Annotated in this window: 17 protein-coding genes; 11 read left to right on the forward strand and 6 right to left on the reverse strand. The window is 67.4% G+C overall.

Annotated features, from left to right (window positions below; translation table 11 throughout):
* Window positions 1-69 precede the first annotated feature (69 nt).
* Window positions 70-813, reverse strand: coding sequence for a proteasome-type protease (locus AC5P8R_RS01435; protein ID WP_046432549.1), 744 nt, complete (start codon window positions 811-813; stop codon window positions 70-72).
* A gap of 89 nt (window positions 814-902) precedes the next feature.
* Here AC5P8R_RS01435 and folK point away from each other — a divergent pair, with 89 nt between their 5' ends.
* Complete coding sequence (folK, locus tag AC5P8R_RS01440) at window positions 903-1,388, forward strand: 2-amino-4-hydroxy-6-hydroxymethyldihydropteridine diphosphokinase (protein ID WP_014648428.1); 486 nt, start codon at window positions 903-905, stop codon at window positions 1,386-1,388.
* Window positions 1,389-1,453: 65 nt separating this feature from the next.
* Here folK and AC5P8R_RS01445 read toward each other — a convergent pair whose 3' ends face one another.
* On the reverse strand, window positions 1,454-2,191 hold the full coding sequence (locus AC5P8R_RS01445; RefSeq protein WP_197621864.1) for a pteridine reductase: 738 nt from the start codon (window positions 2,189-2,191) through the stop codon (window positions 1,454-1,456).
* A 59-nt stretch (window positions 2,192-2,250) separates the two neighbouring features.
* Between AC5P8R_RS01445 and AC5P8R_RS01450 the strand changes: the two genes are divergently transcribed.
* Window positions 2,251-3,435, forward strand: a complete 1,185-nt coding sequence (locus tag AC5P8R_RS01450) for a class I SAM-dependent methyltransferase (protein ID WP_014648426.1) — start codon at window positions 2,251-2,253, stop codon at window positions 3,433-3,435.
* The gene (locus tag AC5P8R_RS01455) at window positions 3,432-3,824 is read left to right on the forward strand and encodes a VanZ family protein (RefSeq protein WP_046432545.1); all 393 of its coding nucleotides are present in this window, start codon (window positions 3,432-3,434) and stop codon (window positions 3,822-3,824) included. Before AC5P8R_RS01450 ends, AC5P8R_RS01455 begins: the two co-directional genes overlap by 4 nt.
* A gap of 180 nt (window positions 3,825-4,004) precedes the next feature.
* Here the strand turns inward: AC5P8R_RS01455 and AC5P8R_RS01460 are convergent, their stop codons facing one another.
* From AC5P8R_RS01460 to AC5P8R_RS01470, 3 genes are all read right to left on the reverse strand, one after another.
* Window positions 4,005-6,362 carry a family 20 glycosylhydrolase gene (locus AC5P8R_RS01460; protein ID WP_180835158.1) on the reverse strand — a complete coding sequence of 786 codons (2,358 nt, stop codon included), beginning with the start codon at window positions 6,360-6,362 and terminating at the stop codon, window positions 4,005-4,007.
* Between the two features lie 111 nt (window positions 6,363-6,473).
* Entirely contained in the window at window positions 6,474-9,137 is a 2,664-nt protein-coding gene (locus tag AC5P8R_RS01465) for a TonB-dependent receptor (protein ID WP_046432541.1), read from the reverse strand.
* Between the two features lie 143 nt (window positions 9,138-9,280).
* Window positions 9,281-10,300: a glucokinase family protein gene (locus tag AC5P8R_RS01470; RefSeq protein WP_100450617.1), complete on the reverse strand. Its 1,020-nt coding sequence runs from the start codon at window positions 10,298-10,300 to the stop codon at window positions 9,281-9,283.
* A 375-nt stretch (window positions 10,301-10,675) separates the two neighbouring features.
* On the opposite strand from AC5P8R_RS01470, the gene AC5P8R_RS01475 reads away from it, so the two are divergent.
* The 6 genes from AC5P8R_RS01475 to AC5P8R_RS01500 all read left to right on the forward strand — a co-directional run bounded on the left by AC5P8R_RS01475 (window position 10,676) and on the right by AC5P8R_RS01500 (window position 19,607).
* Complete coding sequence (locus AC5P8R_RS01475) at window positions 10,676-11,965, forward strand: sugar MFS transporter (RefSeq protein WP_014648421.1); 1,290 nt, start codon at window positions 10,676-10,678, stop codon at window positions 11,963-11,965.
* 39 nt (window positions 11,966-12,004) lie between these two features.
* Window positions 12,005-13,072, forward strand: coding sequence for a LacI family DNA-binding transcriptional regulator (locus AC5P8R_RS01480; RefSeq protein ID WP_041863830.1), 1,068 nt, complete (start codon window positions 12,005-12,007; stop codon window positions 13,070-13,072).
* A gap of 7 nt (window positions 13,073-13,079) precedes the next feature.
* Window positions 13,080-14,108, forward strand: coding sequence for an SIS domain-containing protein (locus AC5P8R_RS01485; protein ID WP_014648419.1), 1,029 nt, complete (start codon window positions 13,080-13,082; stop codon window positions 14,106-14,108).
* A complete protein-coding gene (gene nagA, locus AC5P8R_RS01490) occupies window positions 14,108-15,256 on the forward strand; it encodes an N-acetylglucosamine-6-phosphate deacetylase (protein WP_180835156.1) in 1,149 nt (382 codons plus the stop codon). Before AC5P8R_RS01485 ends, nagA begins: the two co-directional genes overlap by 1 nt.
* Window positions 15,256-16,323, forward strand: coding sequence for an acyltransferase family protein (locus AC5P8R_RS01495; RefSeq protein WP_046432531.1), 1,068 nt, complete (start codon window positions 15,256-15,258; stop codon window positions 16,321-16,323). The genes nagA and AC5P8R_RS01495 overlap by 1 nt, the downstream gene beginning before the upstream one ends.
* A 257-nt stretch (window positions 16,324-16,580) precedes the next feature.
* Window positions 16,581-19,607 (forward strand): autotransporter family protein, encoded by a 3,027-nt coding sequence (locus AC5P8R_RS01500; protein ID WP_495222931.1) that lies wholly within the window; start codon window positions 16,581-16,583, stop codon window positions 19,605-19,607.
* A gap of 682 nt (window positions 19,608-20,289) precedes the next feature.
* On the opposite strand, the gene AC5P8R_RS01505 is transcribed toward AC5P8R_RS01500, so the two are convergent.
* Window positions 20,290-20,724 carry a hypothetical protein gene (locus tag AC5P8R_RS01505; protein WP_046432528.1) on the reverse strand — a complete coding sequence of 145 codons (435 nt, stop codon included), beginning with the start codon at window positions 20,722-20,724 and terminating at the stop codon, window positions 20,290-20,292.
* Window positions 20,725-21,138: 414 nt separating this feature from the next.
* On the opposite strand from AC5P8R_RS01505, the gene AC5P8R_RS01510 reads away from it, so the two are divergent.
* On the forward strand, window positions 21,139-22,182 hold the full coding sequence (locus tag AC5P8R_RS01510) for a S41 family peptidase (RefSeq protein WP_014648414.1): 1,044 nt from the start codon (window positions 21,139-21,141) through the stop codon (window positions 22,180-22,182).
* A complete protein-coding gene (locus AC5P8R_RS01515; protein ID WP_014038488.1) occupies window positions 22,179-22,514 on the forward strand; it encodes a hypothetical protein in 336 nt (111 codons plus the stop codon). The genes AC5P8R_RS01510 and AC5P8R_RS01515 overlap by 4 nt, the downstream gene beginning before the upstream one ends.
* Window positions 22,515-22,521: the final 7 nt, after the last annotated feature.

The raw sequence follows: 22,521 nt of genomic DNA on the forward strand, positions 1-22,521 counted from the left end.
GGTAGTGCCGGCCGCTGGCCGGCATCCCTGTGTGGTGGGATCAACGCGGTTGCCGGCCAGCGGCCGGCACTACCGTCCGTTGGTTTCCCAGGGGAAGCGCGGCAGGGCGTCCACTGCCTGTTCCAGCCGCCGCGACCAGTTCTGGTGGATGTCCGCATACAGCGTGGAATCCGCACCCAGCCGCAGCTGCTGGCCGATGCGCAGTTCGCCGTCGCGCAGCAGCGCCAGGTCGATCGGCAGGCCCACTGACAGGTTGGAACGGATGGTGGAGTCCAACGAGACGATCGCCGTGCGTGCGGCATCCTCCAGGCGCGTGGCCGGGCTGAGGATGCGGTCGAGGATCGGCTTGCCGTACTTGGATTCACCGATCTGCAGGTAGGGCGTCTCCGGCGAGGCGGCGATGGCGTTGCCGAGCGGATAGATCATGTACAGCCCGGGGCGCTCGCCGGCGATCTGCCCGCCGAAGATCAGCGTGGCCTGGGTATTGACCCCATCGTGGCCATGTTCGCTGTGGTTGGTGTGCACCTGGCTGTCCACCAGCAGCTGGCCGACGTACTCGGCGGCTTCGAACAGGTGGGGCATGTCGCGCAGGTTGGGCACGCGCCGCTCTGCGGCGTCGCGGCCCAGACGCGACACCAGCAGCTGGGTGGTGGCCAGGTTGCCAGCCGCCATCAGCACGTAGGCTGCCTGGCCGGGATACTCGAACACGTGCAGCTTGCGGTGCACGCGCACATCGTCCAGCGAGGCATTGGTCCGGGTGTCGGCAGCGAAGACCAGGCCCTCGTCCACCTCGATTCCAACGCAATAGGTCATGTCGGTGCCCTATCATGTGCATCCCGGATTGTAGGCAGGCCGCCGTGACGACGGCATGTCCACGCCCCCATTGCTGCCACCTGAACCGCATGACGACCGTGCTCCTGAGCCTGGGCAGCAATGTCCAGCCCCGCCGCTACCTCCACGCCGCGGTGGCGGCCCTGCGCGAGCGCTTCGGCGCGCTGCAGGTATCGCCGGCCTACCGTACCGCCGCGGTCGGCTTCGATGGCCCGGCCTTCCTCAACAATGCGGTGGCGATCGAGACCGATCTGCCGCTGCAGGAGCTGGACGACTGGCTGCACGCGCTGGAAGACGCGCACGGTCGCGACCGCAGCGGGCCGCGCTTCTCCGACCGGACCCTGGACATCGACGTGGTGTTCTATGGCGACCTGGTGCTGGAAGGCCCGGGGCACCTGCGCATCCCGCGGCCGGAGCTGAAGCACGCGTTCGTGCTGAAGCCGCTGGCCGACATCGCGCCGGGCTTCATCGACCCGGTCAGCGGGCAGGACCTGGCCACGCTGTGGCGCGCGCACCCGCAGTTTGGCGAGGCGTTCGAGGTGGTGGATCTGGAGTGACGGGGTCAGATCCCTTTTCCCGCCGGGAAAAGGGATCTGACCCCGTTGTGGACCCCGGCAACCTTTCAGCTGACCGTACGCCCGCCATCCACGCGCAGGGTGTGGCCGGTGACGAAGCTGGCCTCGGCCACCAGCCAGTACACCGCCTCGGCGATCTCCTCGACGGTGCCGATCCGCGCCAAAGGCGTGCGTGCCAGCAGCGCCTCGCGGGCGAAATCATCCTTGTCCTGTTCCGGCCACAGGATCGCACCCGGCGCTACTGCATTGACCCGCACCTTCGGCGCCAGCTCCAGCGCCAGCGCGCGCGTTGCCATCTCCAGCGCGGCCTTGGCCATGGTGTAGGCGATGTGGTCACGCATCGGGTCGGTGCCGTGCAGGTCGGTGAGGTTGACGATGCAGCCCTGCTGGCGGCGCAGGTAGGGCGCTGCCGCCTGTGACAGCAGCAGCGGCGCGCGTGCATTGACCGCATACAGCGCGTCCATCGCCTCGGCGGTGACCTGGCCGAGCGGGGTGGGGAAGAAGTTGGAGGCGTTGTTGACCAGCGCGTCCAGGCGGCCGAAGTGGGTGACGGCCTGTTCGACCAGATCGGCCAGGGCGTCGGCGTCACGCAGGTCGGCCTGCAGGGCCAGCACGCTGCCCGGGCGCACGTTGTCGAAATCGAACGCAGCCTGCTGCAGCTCGGCGCTGGAGGTGTTTGCGTGCAGCACCACCGACCAGCCACAGGCGTGGAACTGGCGGGCGATGGCCGCACCGATCCGGCGCGCGCTGCCGGTGATCAGGACCACGGGGTGGGTATCGCTCATCGAGGGTCCTCCAAGGCTCGGCTATCCTGTGCACCATTGTCACCGCATTCGAAGACGCCATGCAGCCCACCTTCCCCCTGCCCGAAGCCGATGCCCTGGCCCACAGCGACCAGCTGGCCGCTGCCCTGCGCGCCGAAATCCTTGCGCAGGGCGGGGCAATGCCGTTCTCCCGCTTCATGGAGCTGTGCCTGTACACCCCCGGCTGGGGCTATTACAGCGCCGGCGCCAGCAAATTCGGCGGCAGTGGCGACTTCACCACCGCGCCCGAGCTCGGCAGCCTGTTCGCCGGCAGCGTGGCCAACGCGCTGGCGCCGGTGTTCGCCCAGCTGGGTACGCAGGCGCGGATGCTGGAACTGGGCGGTGGTACCGGCGCCTTCGCCGAAGCGGTGCTGCTGCGCCTGGCCGAGCTGGACGCGCTGCCGTCGCGCTACGCCATCCTCGAACCCAGCGCCGACCTGCGCGAGCGCCAGCAACAGCGCCTGCAGCAGAACCTGCCGGCCGAGCTGGCCGCACGCGTGGACTGGGTCGATCGCCCGTTCGAAGAGGACTGGGAGGGCGTGGTGTTTGCCAACGAAGTGATCGACGCGCTGCCGACGCCGCGCTTCCTGATCCGGGATGGCGAGGTCTACGAGGAAACCGTGGAACTGGACGCCGAAGGCAACTTCATCCGTGGTGCGCAGCCGGCCGACATCCTGCTCAACGGTGCGGTGCGCCACATCGAGCGCTACCTGGAGCGCCCCTTCGCCGAGGGCTACCGTTCCGAGGTGCTGCCGCAGCTGCCGTACTGGTTGCAGGCGGTGGCGGGCGGCCTGCAGCGCGGTGCGATGCTGTTCATCGACTACGGTTACAACCGTGGCGAGTTCTACCAGCACGACCGCGATGAGGGCACCGTACGCGCGTTCTACCGCCACCACGTGCACAACGACGTGCACCGCTGGCCGGGGCTGCAGGACATCACCGCGTCGGTGGATTTCACCGCGATGGCCGAGGCCGGCATGCACGGCGGTTTCGAGCTGGCGGGCTACTGCAGCCAGGCCAGCTTCCTGCTCGGCAACGGCCTGGACCAGGTGCTGTCGCTGGCCGAGGAGCGCACCGATGAAGTCGGCCGCATCCAGCTGCGCGACCAGGTGAAGAAGCTGACCCTGCCGACCGAGATGGGGGAGCGCTTCCAGGCGATCGGCCTGCAGCGCGGCGTCGACTTCGAGCCCGCCTTCGAGCTGGGTGACCTGAGCTGGCGCCTGTGAACGATGCGCTGCCGCTGATCAAGCCACTGCGGCGGCCGCGGCTGTGGACCGCACTGTGGTTCAGCGCGGTGTTGCTGGTGATCGTGGTCTGCCTGATCCCACCGCCACCGATTCCGTTGCCGGAAAACGGCGACAAGGGTGAGCACTTCCTCGCCTATTTCATCCTGGCTGGCAGCGCGGTACAGCTGTTCCGGCACGGACGTCCGCTGCTGTGTGTGGGCGTGGGCCTGGTGCTGATGGGGATCGGCATCGAGTTCGCGCAGGGCGCATTGACCGATGACCGCATGGCCGATCCGATGGACGCGCTGGCCAACACGATCGGCGTGCTGGCCGGCCTGGCTACGGCACTGACCCCGCTGCGCGATCTGCTGCTGCGCTGGCGCGGGTAAAGTTCCTGTAGAGCCGAGCCCATGCTCGGCTTCCTCCCAAAGGCAGCCGAGCATGGGCTCGGCTCTACAGTAGATCCACGCCATGCGTGGATCGATCTCCCAAAGGCAGCCGAGCATGGGCTCGGCTCTACAGTAGATCCACGCCATGCGTGGATCGATTGCGCCAGGACAGGCTTGGGGTCACTTCCCCAGCGTGACCTCATCCAGCACCCACATCGCCGGGCGCGTGTCGCCGGTGAAGTTGATGCACAGGTCACCGGTGCCCTGGGAGCCCTTCGGCAGCGTCGCACGCAGCGTCACGAAGCCATCGGCATCCGGCGTGGCCGGCAGCGGCACTTCGGCCAGCACCTTGCCGCTGCAGTCGCCGCGACGCACCAGCATCTCGCCATGCGCACGCTTGGCCTTCTCGAAGCGACGCTTGGGCTCGTCGTGGGCCAGCTGGAAGTAGTACGGAATACGCCCCGCGCGGACTTCCACGCTGCCGATGCCGTCCAGCTGTGCCTGTGGCCAGCGCCAGCATGGCTGGAAGATGTCCACGTTGAACACTGCGCGGTTTCCCTCGCGCGGGCCATCGTCTTCCAGGCGCAGCACCAGCCCCTTCTTGCCTACGCAGCTGAGCAGTTCGTCACTGCGGCGGCTGAGCAGCGATTGCGCACTGAAGTCCGCGACCGTCGGCTTCGCCGCCAGCATCTGGCCCTGGTAGAACGCGGCGGCCTGCACCGTGGTCGGCAGCGTACTGGTCAGCGGCTGCCGGTACAGCGGCGACTGCGCCGTCACCGGCTGGCCATCGGTGCTGTAGCGCACTTCATAGCCCAGCGGGTTGGCCAGCGACACGGTCACCGTGTTGGCGGCGCGGTTGTCGGTGTAGTCCACGCCCACTTCGAACGGGGTCTGCGCGTAGGCCAGGCCCCAGGCGCGGTAGCGTTGCAGCTGCGCGGGCAGGCGCGCGAGGAAATCGCGGAAGTCGCGATGTTCCGGCGTGCTCCAGCCGGTCTCGGCCACCGCGGCCAGGCGCGGGAACAGGTTGTGCTGCAGGCGCGCATAGGTGCGCGTGTGTTCGGTGAACATGTTGGCCTGCAGGCCGAGGATGTGCCCGCGCTTGTCAGCGGCCAGCTCGGCCGGCACGGGCTCGAAGTTGTACAGCTTGCCGAGGTTGACCTGGGCCGGGCGGCCCGGCGGTTCGTTCGGCGAGGCCGTCTGCAGGTAATCCAGATAGAGGTAGCCCACGGGCGACATGACCACGTCATGGCCAGCACTGGCCGCGGCCAGGCCACCTTCGGTGCCCTGCCAGGACATCACCGTGGCCTGCGGCGGCAGCCCGCCTTCGAGGATTTCATCCCAGCCGATCAGGCGCCGGTCGTGCTCCTCCAGGAAGGTCTCCAGGCGCTTGATGATGTGGCTCTGCATGGCCATTTCATCCTTGATGCCCAGCGCACGCATGCGCTGCTGGACCTGCCTGGAGGCTTCCCACTGGTCCTTGACCGCCTCGTCGCCGCCGACGTGCACGTACTTGGCCGGGAACAGTTCGATCACTTCCTCCAGTACGTTCTCGAGGAAGGTGACAGTACTGTCTTCCACGTTGAACAGGTTCGGGAACACGCCCCATTCGCTGATCGGCTTCAGCGGGGTATTGATCGAACCCAGTTCCGGGTATGCGGCAATCGCTGCGGTCGCGTGCCCCGGCACATCGATTTCCGGAATCACCTGGATATGCAGCTTCGCGGCATAGGCAATCACTTCGCGGATCTGGTCCTGCGTGTAGAAGCCGCAATACGGATGCTCCTTGCCAGTGACCGGATCGATGCCACCGTCGCCGGCCGGCAGGCGGCAGCTGCCCACTCCGGTCAGCTTCGGATAGCGCTTGATCTCCATGCGCCAACCCTGGTCATCGGTCAGGTGCCAATGGAAGGTGTTGAGCTTGTGCGCGGCCATTGCGTCGAGCACGCGCTTGATCTCGTCCAGGCTCTGGAAATGCCGCGCCGAGTCGAGCATGAAACCGCGCCAGCTGAAGCGTGGCGCGTCCTGGATCTGCACCGCTGGCAGCACGCCGTTGCTGCCGCCGGTGGCGAGCTGGGCGAGGGTGGTTGCGCCGTAGAACAGGCCGGTTTCGTTGCCGGCCTGTACCACTACGCCCTGTGCGGTGCTTTCCAGCGTGTAGCCCTCGCCGCTGTCGCGGAAGGTGGGCACGATCTGGAAGCGGATGCCACCGGTCCTGGCCGCCGCCTTGCCCTTGGCCAGCCCCAGGCGCGGGCCGCCACTGCGCGCCAGCAGGTCGGCGAACTGGCTGGCGACGCGCTGTGCGGCCTCGCCTTCGGCCTGCAGCACGGTATCGGCGCGCACGGTGATGCCGCTGCCCTGGCCAGGCTGCACATTGCTGGGGGCGGGAATCAGCATCAGGCTGCCGGCACGCAGCTGCGGGCCGGGTGCCTCAGCGGCCGGCATGGGGTCGGTGGCAAGTGCCGGCAGTGCCGGCAACAGGGCGAGCAGGCTGCCCAGCAGCACTGCGCTGCGCATCCGGGCGCGGGAAGGCTTGACCATCGGTACGACTCCTTGGAACGGTGCGATGAACGCTATACATGAAAAACGCCGGGCCCGGAATGACCCAGGCCCGGCGTGCGTGCACGACTCGGCGATGTTGCCGCCGCTGGATCAGTACTTGAAGCGGAAGTTGAGGTAGTACTGGCGACCGTTGCTGTAGAACGAGGTCGGGATGGCCGCGGTCTGGTAGTACTTGTAGGTCGGGTTGTTGAGGTTCAGGCCATCCAGGGTGATGCTCAGCCAGTCGGTGGCCTTGTAGCTCAGCGACGCCGACAGCGTGCCGAAGTCATCCTGGTAGTACGGATTGGTGCCCGACAGGCTGATCAGGAACGAGGAACGGCGGGTATAGCTGACGCGGGCGCCAAAGCGCTCGTTCTCGAAGTAGGCACCCACGTTGTAGGTGTTCTTCGAGGTGCCCAGCAGGTTGTGCGAGCCGTCCGACCAGGTGTGCGAGGTGGTGCCGTTGGCGTAGGTGTAATTGGCATTGACGCCGAAGTACTCGCCGATCGGCTGTTCGTAGGCCACTTCCACGCCGGTGACCTTGCCGTCCGCATTGATCGGGGTGGAGATCTGGTAGGTCTCAAGCTGGTTGGTCAGTTCGCTGTACAGCTGGCGCGAGACCACGTCGAAGGCGATGTAGTCCTTCAGGTTCATGTGGTACGCGCCCACCGACAGCAGGCCGCGCGGCATGAAGTACCACTCCAGGTTGGCGTCCAGGTTGGTCGACAGGGTCGGCTTGAGGTTCGGATTGCCACCGCCGCCGGTGCGGTTCAGGTCCGAACCGTACGAGGAGGCACCCAGTGCCGAGTAGTCCGGCAGGGTCTGGGTCTGCGAGGCGGCGACGCGCAGCACCAGCGAGTCGTCCAGGTCGAACTTGATGTTGGCGCTGGGCAATACGCGGTTGCGCTTGTTCTGGAAGGCCAGGCGCTCCCACATGCCGAACAGGCTGCTGACATCGGCATCGGCGGCCTTGCTGACGGCGTTGTAGGTGTCGATGTCCTGCTTGATGTTGACGTAGCGCAGGCCGACGTTGCCGCTCCACCAGTCGCCGCGGAAGTTGGCCTGCACGTAGCCGGCGAAGTTCTTTTCCTTCACCTTCCACTCGGCGCCATAGTTGTGGCGACCGGTCGGGCCATCATTGCCGGCCAGCCAGGTGGAGTTGTTGGTCACCGCGTCCTTCAGCGCGCCCGGGGTGAAGTACCAGAGGTTGCGCGGGAAGGTGCCGCCGATGTCACCGGCAAAGCCGCTGGGATAGTTGGCCGTCGCACCGTTCTTCAGCGCGCTCCAGATGTCACCCGGGGTTGCACCTTCCGGCGACAGCGCTTCGCGCTTGTGGTCGGCGAAACGCAGGCCGAAGTCGATCGAGCTCAGCACGCCGCCATCGTTGAAGTACTGGTTGAAGTCGAGCGTGGCCCACTTCTCCTTGTCTTCAGCGGTGACCTGCTGGTTGCCCCAGGTGCCGAAGCTGGTCACGCCGTTGGGCGAGATGTCGCCGCCGACGTTCCAGTCGATCGGCGAGCCATTGCCGTGGGTAGCCCAGCTGGCGCCGCCGCCGTTGGCCAGGGTGACCTCGGCGATGTACTGGCGCGGCGTCTCGCCGGTACCCTTGGTGCTGCCGGCCTGGAACTTGGCGGTCAGGCTGTCGCTGATCTGCCAGTCGGCATCGAAGGTGACATAGCTCGACTTGGCCTTCGACTCGCGGTAGATCATGTCGTACACCGCATAGTCGGTGCCGGGCACGCCCTTGTAGTTGGCGTTGGTCAGCACGCCGTCCTTGACCACATAGCCCGGATCCGGCGCCTGCGACTTGGCGAAGCTGTTGCCGAACATCATGAAGTTGCGGTTGTAGTTGTTCGCCTTCAGCTCGGAGCTGAAACCATTGAGGCCGAGGGTGAGGCTGTCGCTCGGCTTGAACTGCAGCGAGACCAGGCCGCCCTTGCGCTCGCGGGTCTGTTCGAACAGGGTCGAACCCAGCAGGCCCGGAACGTTGACGCCGATCAGGTCCGGATTGGTCCTGGCGACCGGATCGTTTGCGCCGATCTTGAAGAAGCCACCCGGGATTTCCTGCGCTTCACGGCGCAGTTCGCGCTTCTGGCTGAAGCCCTGCACCATCACGCCGAAGGTGCCTTCGTCGTTCTTGTAGTTGAACAGCGCCGAATATTGCGGGTCGTTCGACTTGGCCTGGTCCGAGCGCACCAGGCCGATCGAGCCTTCCGCGGTGAACGGCTTGGAGAATTCCAGTGGCTTGCGGGTGATGATGTTGACGGTACCGGTGGTGCCGCCGTCCTGCAGCTTGGCCTGCGAGGACTTGTTCACTTCCACCGAGCTGACCAGTTCGGACGGCAGCAGCGAGTAGCTGACGCTACGGCCGACGTTGTTGCCCTGGCTGAGCACGAACCAGTCGGCCGAACCGACGGTGTGGCCGTTGATCAGGGTCTGGGTCAGGCTCGGGCTGGTGCCGCGCAGGCTGACACGGTCGGCTTCGTCGAAACCGCCTTCATCGGCGCTGGACGAGCTGATGTTGACGCCCGGCAGGCGCTGCAGGGTGTCGGCGACGTTGTGCGCCGGCAGCTTGCCCACGTCCTCGGCGGTGACCACTTCCACGCGCGCATTGGCTTCGCGCTTGGTGTCCAGCGATTTTTCCATCGAACCACGGATGCCGGTAACGGTCACGGTGTCCAGGTCGGTGGCGGTCGGGGCAGCCTGCTGCGCGTGCGCACTGAAGGCGATGCAGCTGACGATGGCGGCCGAAAGCAGGGTCTTGCGGGTATTCATGATGTCTCTCCTCATCACTCGATTGGATGCCGGCGGCGGTGTTCGATAACGGTTGCGATGACATGCGCGGGGCGGCGGCGAAGTCCCGTGCGTTGGCGTGCCACGTACTACGTGCTGCGATTGCGTTGAAGCCTGTTGCGGTGTCAGGCGGCCGACTGCTGCTGCAGGTACCAGCTGGCAGCGCCGACCACGCCCAGCTGGCCGTGTTCGACGACCTTCACCGGGATGCGTGCCAGTGCTTCGCCCATCGGCCCCTTCTGCAGGTAGCGTTCGACGAAGGTGCTGGCGTGCAGGTATTCGCGGATCTGCGGCAGGATGCCGCCGGCCAGGTAGACGCCACCGTGGGCACCATAGAACAGGGCCATGTCGCCGATGGTGCTGCCGAGCAGGCCGCAGAACACATCCAGCGCCTGGCGCGCGTGCGCATCGGTATCGGCCATGGCGGCGGCGGTGACCGCATCGGGGCTGGCCAGCGTCGGTGCCTGCCCCTGCAGCGCGCACACCGCGCGGTACAGGTTCATCAGGCCCGGGCCGGAGATCGCATGCTCGATCGACACGTGCGCGCGGTCGCGCTGCATGTGGCGGACGATGGCCATTTCCAGTTCGGTGCTGGCGGCCAGGGTCGGCTGGCCGGCTTCCGTCGGCAGCACCACCGGGCCGTGCGCAGTGGGGATCCACAGCGCGGCGCCGAGGCCGGTGCCGGGACCGACCACCAGGGTCGGGCCACGCGCAGCGGTGTCCGGCCCGCACAGGTGCAGCACGCCACTGGCGTCCACCTGCGCGGCGGCATAGGCCACCGCTTCGAAGTCATTGACGATGTAGACCCGCTGCAGGCCGACATCGGCCTCCACCTGGCGTGCCGACAGCGGCCACGGCAGGTTGGCGGTGATCACCGTGCCGTCCTCGCGGGCGTAGCCGGCGCTGGCGACCACACAATGCGTGGGCCGCGGGCCTTCGCCGAGGAAGTCGGACAGGATCGCGCTGAGGCCGGCATGGTCGGCGTTGCGGTACTTGCGGTATTCCAGCACCTGCACCGGATGGGCGGTGTCACCGCTGGCCTGGACCCGGGCCACGCGCACATGGGTGCCACCGACGTCCGCGGCCAGGAACGAGGGCGCGACGCGGGACAGGACATGCGACGGGGCGGGGTGGCTGGCGGTCACGCGGGCTCCTGCTGCAGGTGGGGCTGGCCCCGGGATCGGGGGCAGCGATTGGGGCGGAGTCTGTAACCGCGCTGACAACGATGTCAACGAGTTCGTGACACTTTCGTTGCTGCGCCGCAACGAATGCGACAGGCAGTAAACGTTTACATGGCGTGAGTGCGGGTTTCACGTGGGAACCGTTGCTGCATGGGGCTCTAGGCCTGGCGCGCATTCAGCGCGGAGCACCGCAATCGACTTGCGCAGTGCAGCACGAGGTTGAAGGGGCGTGCATGGAAGTTGACAAACCGCCGTTGTCCACCGAAAGAATGTGACAACGTTGTTCCCAGCCACTCTCCGACGCCGCGTTCTGCGGCTGTCGCCGCAGGAGCCCTCCTGATGTCCGCCGTCCCCGCTGCAAGCGCGCGCCCGAACGTGGCCACCTCCATCGCCATCGTCGGCGTGTTGTTCTTCCTGATCGGCTTCTTCACCTGGCTCAACGGCCCGTTGATCACCTTCGTCAAGCTCGCCTTTGAGCTCAGTGAGGTCGGCGCCTTCCTGGTGCTGATGGTGTTCTACCTGTCCTACTTCTTCCTGGCGCTGCCCTCGTCGTGGATCCTGCGCCGTACCGGCATGAAGAAGGGCCTGAGCCTGAGCCTGCTGGTGATGGCCGGTGGCGCGGCACTGTTCGGCGAATTCGCCACCCAGCGCTGGTACCCCGGCGCACTGGGCGGCCTGTTCGTGATCGGCAGCGGCCTGGCCCTGCTGCAGACGGCCATCAACCCGTACATCTCGATCCTTGGGCCGATCGAAACGGCGGCGCGGCGCATCGCGTTGATGGGCATCTGCAACAAGATCGCCGGCATCCTGGCGCCGATCCTGATCGGCACGGTGGTGCTGCATGGCATTGGCGATCTGGACGTGCAGGTGCAGGCGGCCGATGCCGCGACCAAAGCCGTGCTGCTGAACCAGTTCGCCGCCAAGATCCATGCCCCGTACCTGGCCATGGCGGCGCTGCTGGTGGTGTTGGCGGTGGCGATCCTGTTCTCGCCGCTGCCGGAAATCAAATCGTCCGAAGCCAACGCTACGCCGGTGGCCGCCGGTGCGGTCGAGCGCCGCAGCATCTTCCAGTTCCCGCACCTGTGGCTGGGCGTGCTGTGCCTGTTCGTGTACGTGGGCGTGGAAGTGATGGCCGGTGATGCCATCGGCACCTACGGCCATGGCTTCAACCTGCCGCTGGACGAGACCAAGATGTTCACCGCCTTCACCCTGGGCGCGATGCTGGTCGGTTACGTGGTCGGCCTGCTGGTGATTCCGCGGGTGGTGTCGCAGTCGCGCTACCTGACCATTTCGGCGGTGCTGGGCGTGGTGTTCTGCCTGGGCGCGTGGGCAACGCACGGCTATGTGTCGGTGGCCTTCGTGGCCCTGCTGGGCTTTGCCAACGCCATGATGTGGCCGGCCATCTTCCCGCTGGCCATCCGCGGCCTGGGGCGCTTCACCGAAACCGGTTCGGCCCTGCTGGTGATGGGCATCGCCGGTGGCGCGATCATTCCGCAGCTGTTCGCCCTGCTCAAGCAGCACATCGATTTCCAGCTGACCTTCGTGCTGCTGATGGTGCCCTGCTACCTGTACATCCTGTTCTATTCGGTGGTGGGCCACCGCGTGGGCCTGCCGCAGGACCGGAGCTGATCGGCGATGATGGACGGCAGCCAACCCCAGGAAAAACCGATGCGCAGAGCGACCATCAAGGACGTTGCCGAAAAGGCCAAGGTCTCGCTGAAGACGGTCTCGCGGGTGATCAACAACGAGCCCTCGGTGATGCAGGCCACCCGCGCGCGGGTGCTGCGTGCCATCGCCGAGCTGGACTACGAGCCCGATCCGTCCGCGCGCAACCTGCGCAGCGGCACCACCTTCGTGATCGGGCTGGTCTACGACAACCCGAACCCGTACCACATCATCGGCGTGCAGAACGGCGTGCTCGCCGCCTGCCGCGAGACCGGGTTCGGCCTGCAGATCCATCCCTGCGATTCCAGTTCGCCGCTGCTGGCCGATGAACTGGCTGACTGGGTGCAGCGTTCGCGCCTGGCCGGGCTGGTGCTGACCGCACCGATGTCCGAGCGCCGCGACCTGATCCAGGCGCTGACCGCGCGTGGCATCAAGCTGGTGCGCATCGTTGCGGCCACCGAAGATCCGGCCGACGGTGCCTGCGTGTTCGTCGACGACCGCGAGGCCGCCTACGAGATCACCGAACACCTGATCCAGCTGGGGCACCAGCGCATCGGCTTCCTCTGGGGCGGCAGCTCGCACCGCTCCTCGGGCGAACGCTATGCCGGTTATGAGGCCGCGTTGAAGGACTACGGCATGACCGTGGACAAGCACCTGGTGGTGCAGGGCGACTACACCTTCGACGACGGTTTCCGTGGCGCGCGCCGCCTGCTGGCGCTGCGCGAACCGCCTACCGCCATCTTCGGTTCCAACGACGAAATCGCTGCCGGCGTGCTGGCCGCTGCCAAGTCGGCCGGCATGAACGTGCCCTACGACCTGTCCATTGCCGGTTTCGAGGACAGCCCGTTCTCGCGCCAGTCGTGGCCGCCGCTGACCACCGCCAAGCAGGCCACCGAGGACATCGCCCGCCATGCCGCGCGCCTGCTGATCGCACAGCTGCGCAGCGACGCCTACGACGATGCGCCGGCACCGCTGCACAACCAGGGCTTCGTGCCGCAGCTGGTGGTGCGCGGTTCGACCGCGCCGATGCGCCCGGCCGGCGCACGCCCCCTTCCTTCCGATCCTGCCTGAGCCTGCCATGTCGCTGTCAGACCCCACCGCTACCCTGATGTTCGCCGAGGCCGCTGAAGCGGCCGACGTGGTCGCGCGCCAGTTCTCGCGCAACCACGCCACCCTGGAAACCCTGGCCGCCAGCCTGCGTGCCGCGCCGCCGCCGTTCGTGGTCACCTGTGCACGCGGCAGCTCCGACCACGCCGCCACCTATGGCAAGTACCTGCTGGAAACCCAGCTGGGGCTGGTGGTCGCGTCGGCCTCGCCATCAGTGGGCTCGGTCTACGCCGCACCATTGCAGCTGCGCGGCGCACTGTTCATCGTCATCTCGCAGTCGGGCAAGAGCCCGGACCTGCTGCGCAACGCCGAGGCGGCCAAGGCCGCCGGCGCGCGCGTGATCGCGCTGGTCAACGTCGAGGATTCACCGCTGGCGCAGCTGGCCGACACGGTCATCCCGCTGCATGCCGGCCCCGAGAAGAGCGTTGCAGCGACCAAGAGCTACCTGGCCTCGCTGGCCGCATTGCTGCAGCTGGCCGCGTACTGGAAGCAGGACAGCAGCCTGCGTGCGGCGCTGGACCTGCTGCCGGACGCGATGCGTGAAGCCTGGCAGTGCGACTGGAGCGCGGTGACCGAGGGCCTGGTCGAGGCCACCAACCTGTTCGTGCTCGGCCGCGGCCTGGGCCTGGGTGCGGCGCAGGAAGCGGCGCTGAAGTTCAAGGAAACCTGCAGCCTGCACGCCGAAGCCTACAGCTCGGCCGAGGTCAAGCACGGCCCGATGGCGCTGGTCGGCCGTGGCTTCCCTGTGCTGGCCTTCGCCCAGCCGGACGAGACCGGCGCCGGTACCCGTGCGGTGGTCGATGAATTCACCGCACGTGGTGCGCAGGTGTGGATGGCCGGTGCCGGCGGCAACCTGCCGGTGGCTGCCGCGCCGCATCCGCTGTGCGCACCGCTATTGACCGTGCAGAGCTTCTATCGCGCCATCAATGCGCTGGCGCTGCGCCGTGGCTTCAACCCGGACCTGCCGCCGCATCTGAACAAGGTTACGGAGACGGTGTGATGGTGACGGTGCTGCGCAATGCCCGCATCCTGGCCAGCGATGAGTTCCGCGACGACCTGGCGGTGGTGATCGAGGACGGTCGCATCAGCGCGCTGCTGCCCGACGCAGCACCCCAGCTGGGCCACGCGGCCGAGCAGGTGGACCTGGGAGGCGGCTGGCTGCTGCCCGGCTTCATCGATGTGCAGGTCAATGGCGGCGGCGGCGCGCTGTTCAACAACACGCCGGACGTGGCGGCACTGCGCACCATCGCGCAGGCGCACCGCCGCTTCGGTACCACTGCGATGCTGCCGACGCTGATCAGCGATGACGTGGCGGTGATGCGCGAAGCCATCGGTGCGATGCGCGAGGCCATTGCGCAGGGCGTGCCGGGCGTGATCGGCATCCACCTGGAAGGCCCGTACATCGCGCCGGCGCGCAAGGGCACGCACGATGCCAGCAAGTTCCGCGTGCCGGACGAAGCGGAGATTGCGCTGGCCGCATCGCTGGACAACGGCGTGACCCTGCTGACGCTGGCCCCGGAGCGCGTGCCGCTGGAGACCATCCGTGCGCTTGTCGAGCGTGGCGTGATCGTCGCCGCCGGCCACACCGCCGGGACCTACGAAGAGATCCGCGCCGGGCTGGATGCTGGTGTGCGCGGTTTTACCCACCTGTACAACGCGATGTCGCCGCTGCAGGGCCGCGAGCCCGGCGCGGTGGGCGCCGCGCTGGAAGACCGCGACAGCTGGATCGGCATCATCGTCGATGGCGTGCATGTGCACCCGGCCAGCCTGCGCGTGGCGTTGGCGGCCAAGCCGCGCGGTCGCCTGCTGCTGGTGACCGATGCGATGCCGCCGGTTGGAGCCGACGATCCCAGCTACGTGCTGTATGGCGAAACCATCACCGCCATCGATGGCGTGGTGCGCAATGCCGCCGGTTCGTTGGCCGGCTCGGCGCTGGACATGGCCACCGCCGTGCGCAATACCGTGCAGCTGCTCGGCCAACCGCTGGCCGAAGCGGCGCGCATGGCGTCGACCTATCCGGCGCAGTTCCTCAACGTCGACGACCGCCTTGGCCACATCGCCGAGGGCTACCAGGCCGACCTGGTGCTGCTGGACGACGCCCTGCAGGTCCGTGGTACCTGGATTGCCGGACAGTACGAGGCCGCCTGATGAACAGTATGCCGCCACGCCGTCTGGGCTCGATCGATGCCCTGCGCGGCATCACCGTGGCGGCGATGCTGCTGGTCAACAATCCGGGCGACTGGAGTGCGGTGTTCGCGCCGCTGCGTCACTCGGAATGGCATGGCTGCACGCCCACCGACCTGGTGTTCCCGTTCTTCCTGTTCCTGGTGGGTGTGTCGATGGCCTTCAGCGTGGCACCGCGCGCGCTGGATGCCGCTGCACGGCCAGCATTGGCGCGCGGGGTGCTGGAGCGTGCACTGCGCATCCTGCTCGCCGGCGCGTTGCTGCACCTGTTGATCTGGTGGGCGCTGCATACCCATCACTTCCGCATCTGGGGCGTGCTGCAGCGGATTGCGGTATGCGCAGCGTTGGTGGGTGTTCTGGCGGTGTATGCGCGGCCGCGCGTGCAGGCTGGCGTGCTGGTCACGCTGCTGGTGGGCTACACCGTGCTGCTGCTGGGCATCGGTGATCTGGCGCCATGGACCAACCCGGCCAGCCGCCTGGACACCACGCTGTTCGCACCGTGGATCTACCAGTGGCACGCCGATACCGGACTGGGCCATGACCCGGAAGGATTGCTGAGCACGCTGGGTGCGCTGGCCAGTACCGTGCTCGGCCTGATTGCCGGTGGCCTGCTGCGCAACGGTCGTGCGGCGGCATTGGCTGGCCTGGGTGTGGCAACCGCCGTGCTGGGGCTGCTGCTGGCCACGGTGCTGCCGTTGAACAAGCAGCTGTGGACGCCCAGCTATGTGCTGTGGACCGGCGGCCTGGCCGCGCTGGCGCTGTGGCTGGGCCATGTGTTGATCGACCAGAAGCGATGGCCGCCGCTGGGCCGCCGTTTCGGGGTCAACGCAATTACCGCCTATCTTGGCGCATCGGTGATGTCGGTGGCGCTGATGGCGACCGGCGCGTGGGGCTGGATCTGGCAGCAACTGGCCGCCGCGATGCCGCACGCGCTCGAGCTGGCGTCGATGCTGCAGGCGCTGGCGTTCGTCGCGCTGTGGTGGGGCGTGGCGTGGTGGCTGGACCGGCGGAAGATCTATCTGAAGATCTGACGGCTCCGGGTCGGATCCCTTTCCGCAGGAAAGGGCTCTGACCCAACCCGGGAGGCCACCTCATCCAGGCATGGGCATGACCCCGCAAAGATGAACGATTTCAGGCACGTAGAGGTGGGGTGATGCCCGATCAGGTTCGCATCTGAACTGTGATGATCGGCACGCAAATTCACCTGCCGAAACCGTTCACCATGGCGCAGACTTCGCTCGCAGTACCGCATATCCGCAGTTCCTGATCCCCTGTCCAGGAGTGCTGTATGTCCCGTGCCGTCCCGCGCGCAGTGCGTATGCGCCGCCTCACTGTTTCCGTACTGCAGGCTTTGGCTGTTCCCTCCGTCATGCTGTTGACCGCCAGCGCCGCCTGGGCCGGCTGTGACAGCGTCGCCCCCGTCGCCGGCCAGACGGTCACCTGCGATGCCAACGCGCCGAACCCGCAGACCGTTCCCGTCACCGCCAATGGCGCGGCCGGCATCACCGTCACTGTCGCCAGCACGGCGCAGCTGCAGCAAAGCGGTGGCAGCAGCGCGATTTCGCTTGTCGGGGCCGGTGGGCACCTGTTGTCCAACCTGGGCACGATCAGTTCGGTGGGCGGCGTGGCGGTGCAGCTCGGCGGCGGCAGCCGCGTCGAGAACTCGGGCAGCATCAACACCGGCAACAACACCGCCCTGCAGTTCGTCGGCGCGGGCGACAGCGTGCTGGTCAACCGCGGAACGATCAGCGGGCGCACCGGCGTGCAGTTCGGTGCCGGCAATGATCGCCTGGACATGCAGGCTGGCAGCATCAGCGGCAGTGTGCTGCAGGGCGATGGCAATGATGCGCTGCTGCTGGACAACGGTACGATCGACAGCGTCGACCAGGGCAGTGGCGATGACCAGATGACCGTCACCGGCGGCACCGTCACCGGCGTGGTGGCGCAGGGCAGTGGCCGCGATGATTTCGCCATGAGTGGCGGCACGGTCGGCGCGCTGCAGCAGGGCGACAACATCGATACCTTCCGCATGAGCGGTGGCCGCATCATCGGTGCGTTCGAGGATGGTGACCAGGCGTGGATGACCGCTGGCCGCATCGGCCGGGTCAACATGAAGCTGGACAAGAACCTGTGGGACCAGTCCGGCGGCACCGTGGACGGCAACGTGGTGACCGGCTTCGACACCGACACCATCATCATCTCGGGCACGGCCTATATCGGCGGCAACATCAGCGTCAGCGGCGGCAACGACAGCGTGACCATCACCGACGGCACCGTGCGCGGGCAGGTACTGCTCAGTACCGGCAACGACACCTTCAACTGGAATGGCGGCGGCATCGTCTACGGCGCGATCGACATGGGGCCGGACAACGACGTCGCCAACCTCGGCAACCTCAACCAGGGCAACCTGGGGGCGGTGCCGCTGTTCGACGGTGGCGGTGGCATCGACCAGCTCAACTTCCACAACGTCAAGACTGCCGGCGTGGGCCGCTTCCAGAACTGGGAGGCGATCAGCCTGGCTAACAGCACCGAGCTGACCTTTGATGGCGACCTGGTGCTGGGCGACAGCGGAACCGGCACCGGCACGCTCACCGTGGACGACACCAGCACCGTCTACGCGGGCAGTGGCGGCCATGCAGTCCGTCCGTTCAACAGTGGTGCACTGGTGGAGATGGTCAATGCCGGGCGCATCGACCTGACCGGCACCGGCGCAGGCGACGTGTTCACCGTGCGTGGCAACTACCGTGGTGACGGCGGTGGCCTGTACCTGCGTACCGTGCTGGGTGCGGACAATTCCAGCAGCGACCGCCTGGTGATCGATGGTGGAACCGCCACCGGTACCACCGGCATCGGCGTGCTCAATGCCGGCGGCGGCGGCGCCGCCACGCTGGCCGATGGCATCCTGGTGGTGCAGGCATTGAATGGTGGCCGCACTGCGCCGGGCGCGTTCTCGCTGTTCGCACCGGTTGCAGCCGGTGCCTACGAGTACTTCCTGTTCAAGGGTGGTGTCAGCGCCGGCACCAGCGAGAACTGGTACCTGCGATCGACGCTGGTGACCGGACCAACGCCGGCACCCAACGGCGGCGGCACTGCCACGCCACCGCCCCTGACGCCGCCGGTCGCACCGCCGCCGGCGATCACCCCGGCACCGCCGCCGCCGCCTGAAGGCGCTACCGATCCGAACCTGACCGCCGGCGAGGCCGCGCCGCCACCGCCGCCACCGGAACCGGCGCCGGTGGCGCCGCCCAGCGACCCGGCGGTGCCGGACGTGCCGGTGGCCGGCGGTGCGTTGCCCGGTACCGGCACCCCACCAACGCCGGGTGCACGCCCGGCCGAAGGCGCGGTGGTGCCGCTGTACCGCGTGGAGACCGCCGCCTACGCCGTGGTGCCACCGCTGCTGCGCGAGACCTCGCTGGCCAGCCTGGGTACCTTCCACGAGCGGCAGGGCGAACAGCGCCTGCTGTACAACCAGGGCATATTCCGCACCGCCTGGGGCCGGTTGGTGGGGCAGAGCAGCGATATCCACTGGAAGGGTGATGCGCAGCCGGGCTTCGATGGCGAGGTGATGGGCCTGCAGGCCGGTCTCGACGTGTGGGCTGCGGCGTCTGACAACCACCGCAACCAGATCGGCGTATTCGTTGGCCGCACCCGCGCGCAGGGCAAGACCACGGGTCTGGCACTGGGCTGGGAGAACGTGCAGGTAGGCCAGAACCGCCTGGATGACAAGCACGTGGGCCTGTACTGGACCTTCACCGACAGCAGTGGCGGCTACATCGACGCCGTGGCGATGCAGAGCCGCTACGACGGCCGCGTGCGTTCCTCGCGTGGGCTCGGCTTCGGCCTGAGCGGCGACGGTACCAGCGTGTCGGTGGAGGCGGGCAAGCCGCTGCTGCACTTCGGGCAGTCCGCATGGTGGCTGGAACCGCAGGTGCAGGTGATCTGGCAGCGCACTTCGCTGGATGACCGTCGCGATGAAGTATCGAGCGTGCGCTTCGACAACGATAACGCCTGGACCGGCCGCATCGGCCTGCGCCTGGCGGGCGATTACCAGTTGGCCGACAACGGCTGGCAGCCGTATTTCAAGCTCAATTACTGGCATGGCCGTTCTGGTGAAGACCGCATCCGTTTCGACGACGACGTGATCATCAATTCGCAGCGCTCACGCGCGCTGGAAGCCGGCGTGGGTGTGGTCGGGCGTTTCAACCGAACGATCAGCGCCTATGCCGTGGCCGACTACACGCGCGAACTGGGCGGCGACCGCAACGAGAAGCGCCGCATCATCGAAGGCAACATCGGCCTGCGTGCGGACTGGTGACAACCGCAACCTTGGGTAGGTGCCGACCTTGGTCGGCACGAGTCCCACCGACGCCACGACGCTGCTCTGGTAGGTGCCGACCTTGGTCGGCACGAATCCCACCGACGCCATGACGCCGCTCTGGTAGGTGCCGACCTTGGGCGGCACGGATCCCACCGGCGCCATGACGCCGCTCTGGTAGGTGCCGACCTTGGTCGGCACGAATCCCGCCGGCGCCATGACGTAGCTCTGGTAGGTGCCGACCTTGGTCGGCACGAATCCCACCGACGCCATGACGTAGCTCTGGCAGGTGCCGACCTTGGTCGGCACGAATCCCACCGACACCATGACGCTGCTCTGGTAGGTGCCGACCTTGGTCGGCACGAATCCCACCGGCGCCATGACGTTGCTCAGGTAGGTGCCGACCTTGGTCGGCACGAATCCCACCGGCGCCATGACACTGCTCTGGTAGGTGCCGACCTTGGTCGGCACGAATCCCACCGACGCCATGACGCCGCTCTGGTAGGTGCCGACCTTGGTCGGCACGAATCCCACCGGCGCCATGACACTGCTCTGGTAGGTGCCGACCTTGGTCGGCACGAATCCCACCGGCGCCATGACGCCGCTCTGGTAGGTGCCGACCTTGGTCGGCACGAATCCCACCGACGCCATGACCTCCGCGCAGCCGAGCATAGGCTCGGCTCTACAACAGCGGTGCGCATGCATCCGGTTCCACCAACGCCCCGGCATGATCGGCCAACACGACCACCGCATGTAGCAGCCCTTCCTCCACCTGCGGCGGACACTGCGCCTGCGCATCATCCATCTCGCGCGCCGACTGCGCCGCCAGCAACACGCCCCCACACGCAGACACTGCCGCCAGGCAGCGCGTTGCCTCGGCCAAGTCCCGGCCGCGCGCCTCGCTGAGTTGCCGTTCGCGCCACGCCTGGCCGTCGGCCGCGTGGCTGTGAGCGATGCCGCGCAGCCGCGCGAAGAATGCGGAGGGCGGCGCCTGTTCGTCGACTTCGGTGAGCGCATCTTCCAACGCTTCGGCTGCGGCGTTGGACAGCTGCAGGCCGGGCAGTGCACCACCGAGCAGTGCATGCAGGCGTGGATAGGTGGGGTGGGGCGTGTTCATGGCGGCAACCTCACGAGGCGAGGCCACCTGCGGGATGCAAGGTGGCGGGCGGTGCGGGTTGGCGTGCCGGTGAAGCTCTTCACGAGGAATGACGCCGGCGGATCCGGGGATCCCCTCGCACCGCCCGCCGCAGAACGACGGACGGTGCATTGTTCGGGCCGGCAACGACGTTGCAAGCCTGCTCGTGAAAAACTTCATTCAGGACGCCAATCCCGACCAGCGCAGGAGGCGCCGGCAAAGCCACCTTGGCGCGTTGTACGGCGCGATGACATGGGCAAAGTTGTAATGTTGTGATCGCAGTGAGCGTGTCTGCCTGCAATCTGCGGAGGAGGCAAATACGACAGTTCGCGCGTGGCGCAAGCGATCATGCCCCGGTTATGCTGCGGTCCTGATTCAACGACAAGGAAGCGTCGCATGCAGGTTCGCAAGGGAGTGCGTCGCATCGGCGCGCTGATGCTCGTGTTGCTGGCGACCGGCGCCATGGCCGATACGCCAGGCGCGGTCGAGATGCCCTCGCCGGAGGCCCAGGCTGAGATCCTCAACCTGCTTGAACGCCAGGCGCTGTATCGCGACCGGGTGGACTGGCCCGCCATCCGCATCCGCCTGCAATCGGCGCAGGGGGATCCCGCGCAACGGCTGGCCGTTCTGCGCGAAGCCATTGCGCTCAGCACCGGCCACCATGGTGCGTGGACCACGACCCAGCGTCAGCGCGAATCCCTAGCGCGTGCGCAGCAGGCCGGTGCCGCCGCCGTGGACCGGGCCAAGGCCGCTGATGCGGTGGATGCGCGCATCGGCTGGGTGGTCATCGAGGGCTATGCCTCCTCGCCGGGCGCGACGCCGCAGGAAAAATTCCGCCAGGACATCCAGCGTGCCGCGCGATGGCAGCAGGTCATCCGCAGCAAGGACGACGGCGCGCGCTGTGGCTGGATCGTCGACCTGCGGGACAACGGTGGCGGCTCCATGTGGCCGATGCTGCTGGGCATGGCCCCGCTGTTGCGCACCTCGGTGGTGAACAACGAGGACGTCGGCGCGTTCGAAACCGCGCAAGGGCCGCAGCGCTGGACGTTGACGGCGACTGCGGTGCAGCTGGCGGGCAGGCCGCTGCTGGACTTCGGCCAGTCCGGCCATGTAGTGCGGCAGCCTGGCGCACCGGTGGCGGTGCTGTTCGGGCCCCGCACCGGCAGTTCGGGCGAGGCCTCGGTGCTGGCGTGGCGTGGCCGCCCGCAGGCGCGGAGTTTCGGCCAGCCGACCGCGGGTGTCTCCACCGGCAATGTCGTGCACACCCTTGCCGATGGAAGTCGCCTGCTGCTGACCACCAGCGTGATGCGGGACCGCAATGATCGTGGCGATGGCTTGAAGATCGAACCCGACCAGCGCGTCGAGGGTGATGCCGCCACTGTGGCCGCCGCCCAGGCCTGGCTGCTGGCCCAGCCCGCCTGCCAGGGCAACCGGACATGATCCTGATCGGCCAACAGGAACGGGTGCTGATCGTCGGCCCCACCGAAGCGCACCACTGCCTGCGCTGCCAGACGGAAACCGAGTTCGCGCCGCAGCTGCGCTACAAGATGGCGCGCATCGACCTGCTGTTCGGCTTCACCTACCAGCGCCGCTACGAGCTGGCCTGCACCCGGTGCGGGCACGGCTGGGTGCTGGATACCGAGACCATGGACCAGCAGCTGGGCGGGGTGCCGATCCCGTGGCGGCACCGCTTCGGCCTGCCGTTGATGCTGGTAGGGGTCGCCGCGCTGGCGGTGGCCGGTTGGATGTGGCGGAACCTGTATTCCTCCTAGGGAGAGG

The sequence above is a fragment of the Stenotrophomonas sp. YJH_SMC_73 genome (assembly GCF_059370155.1).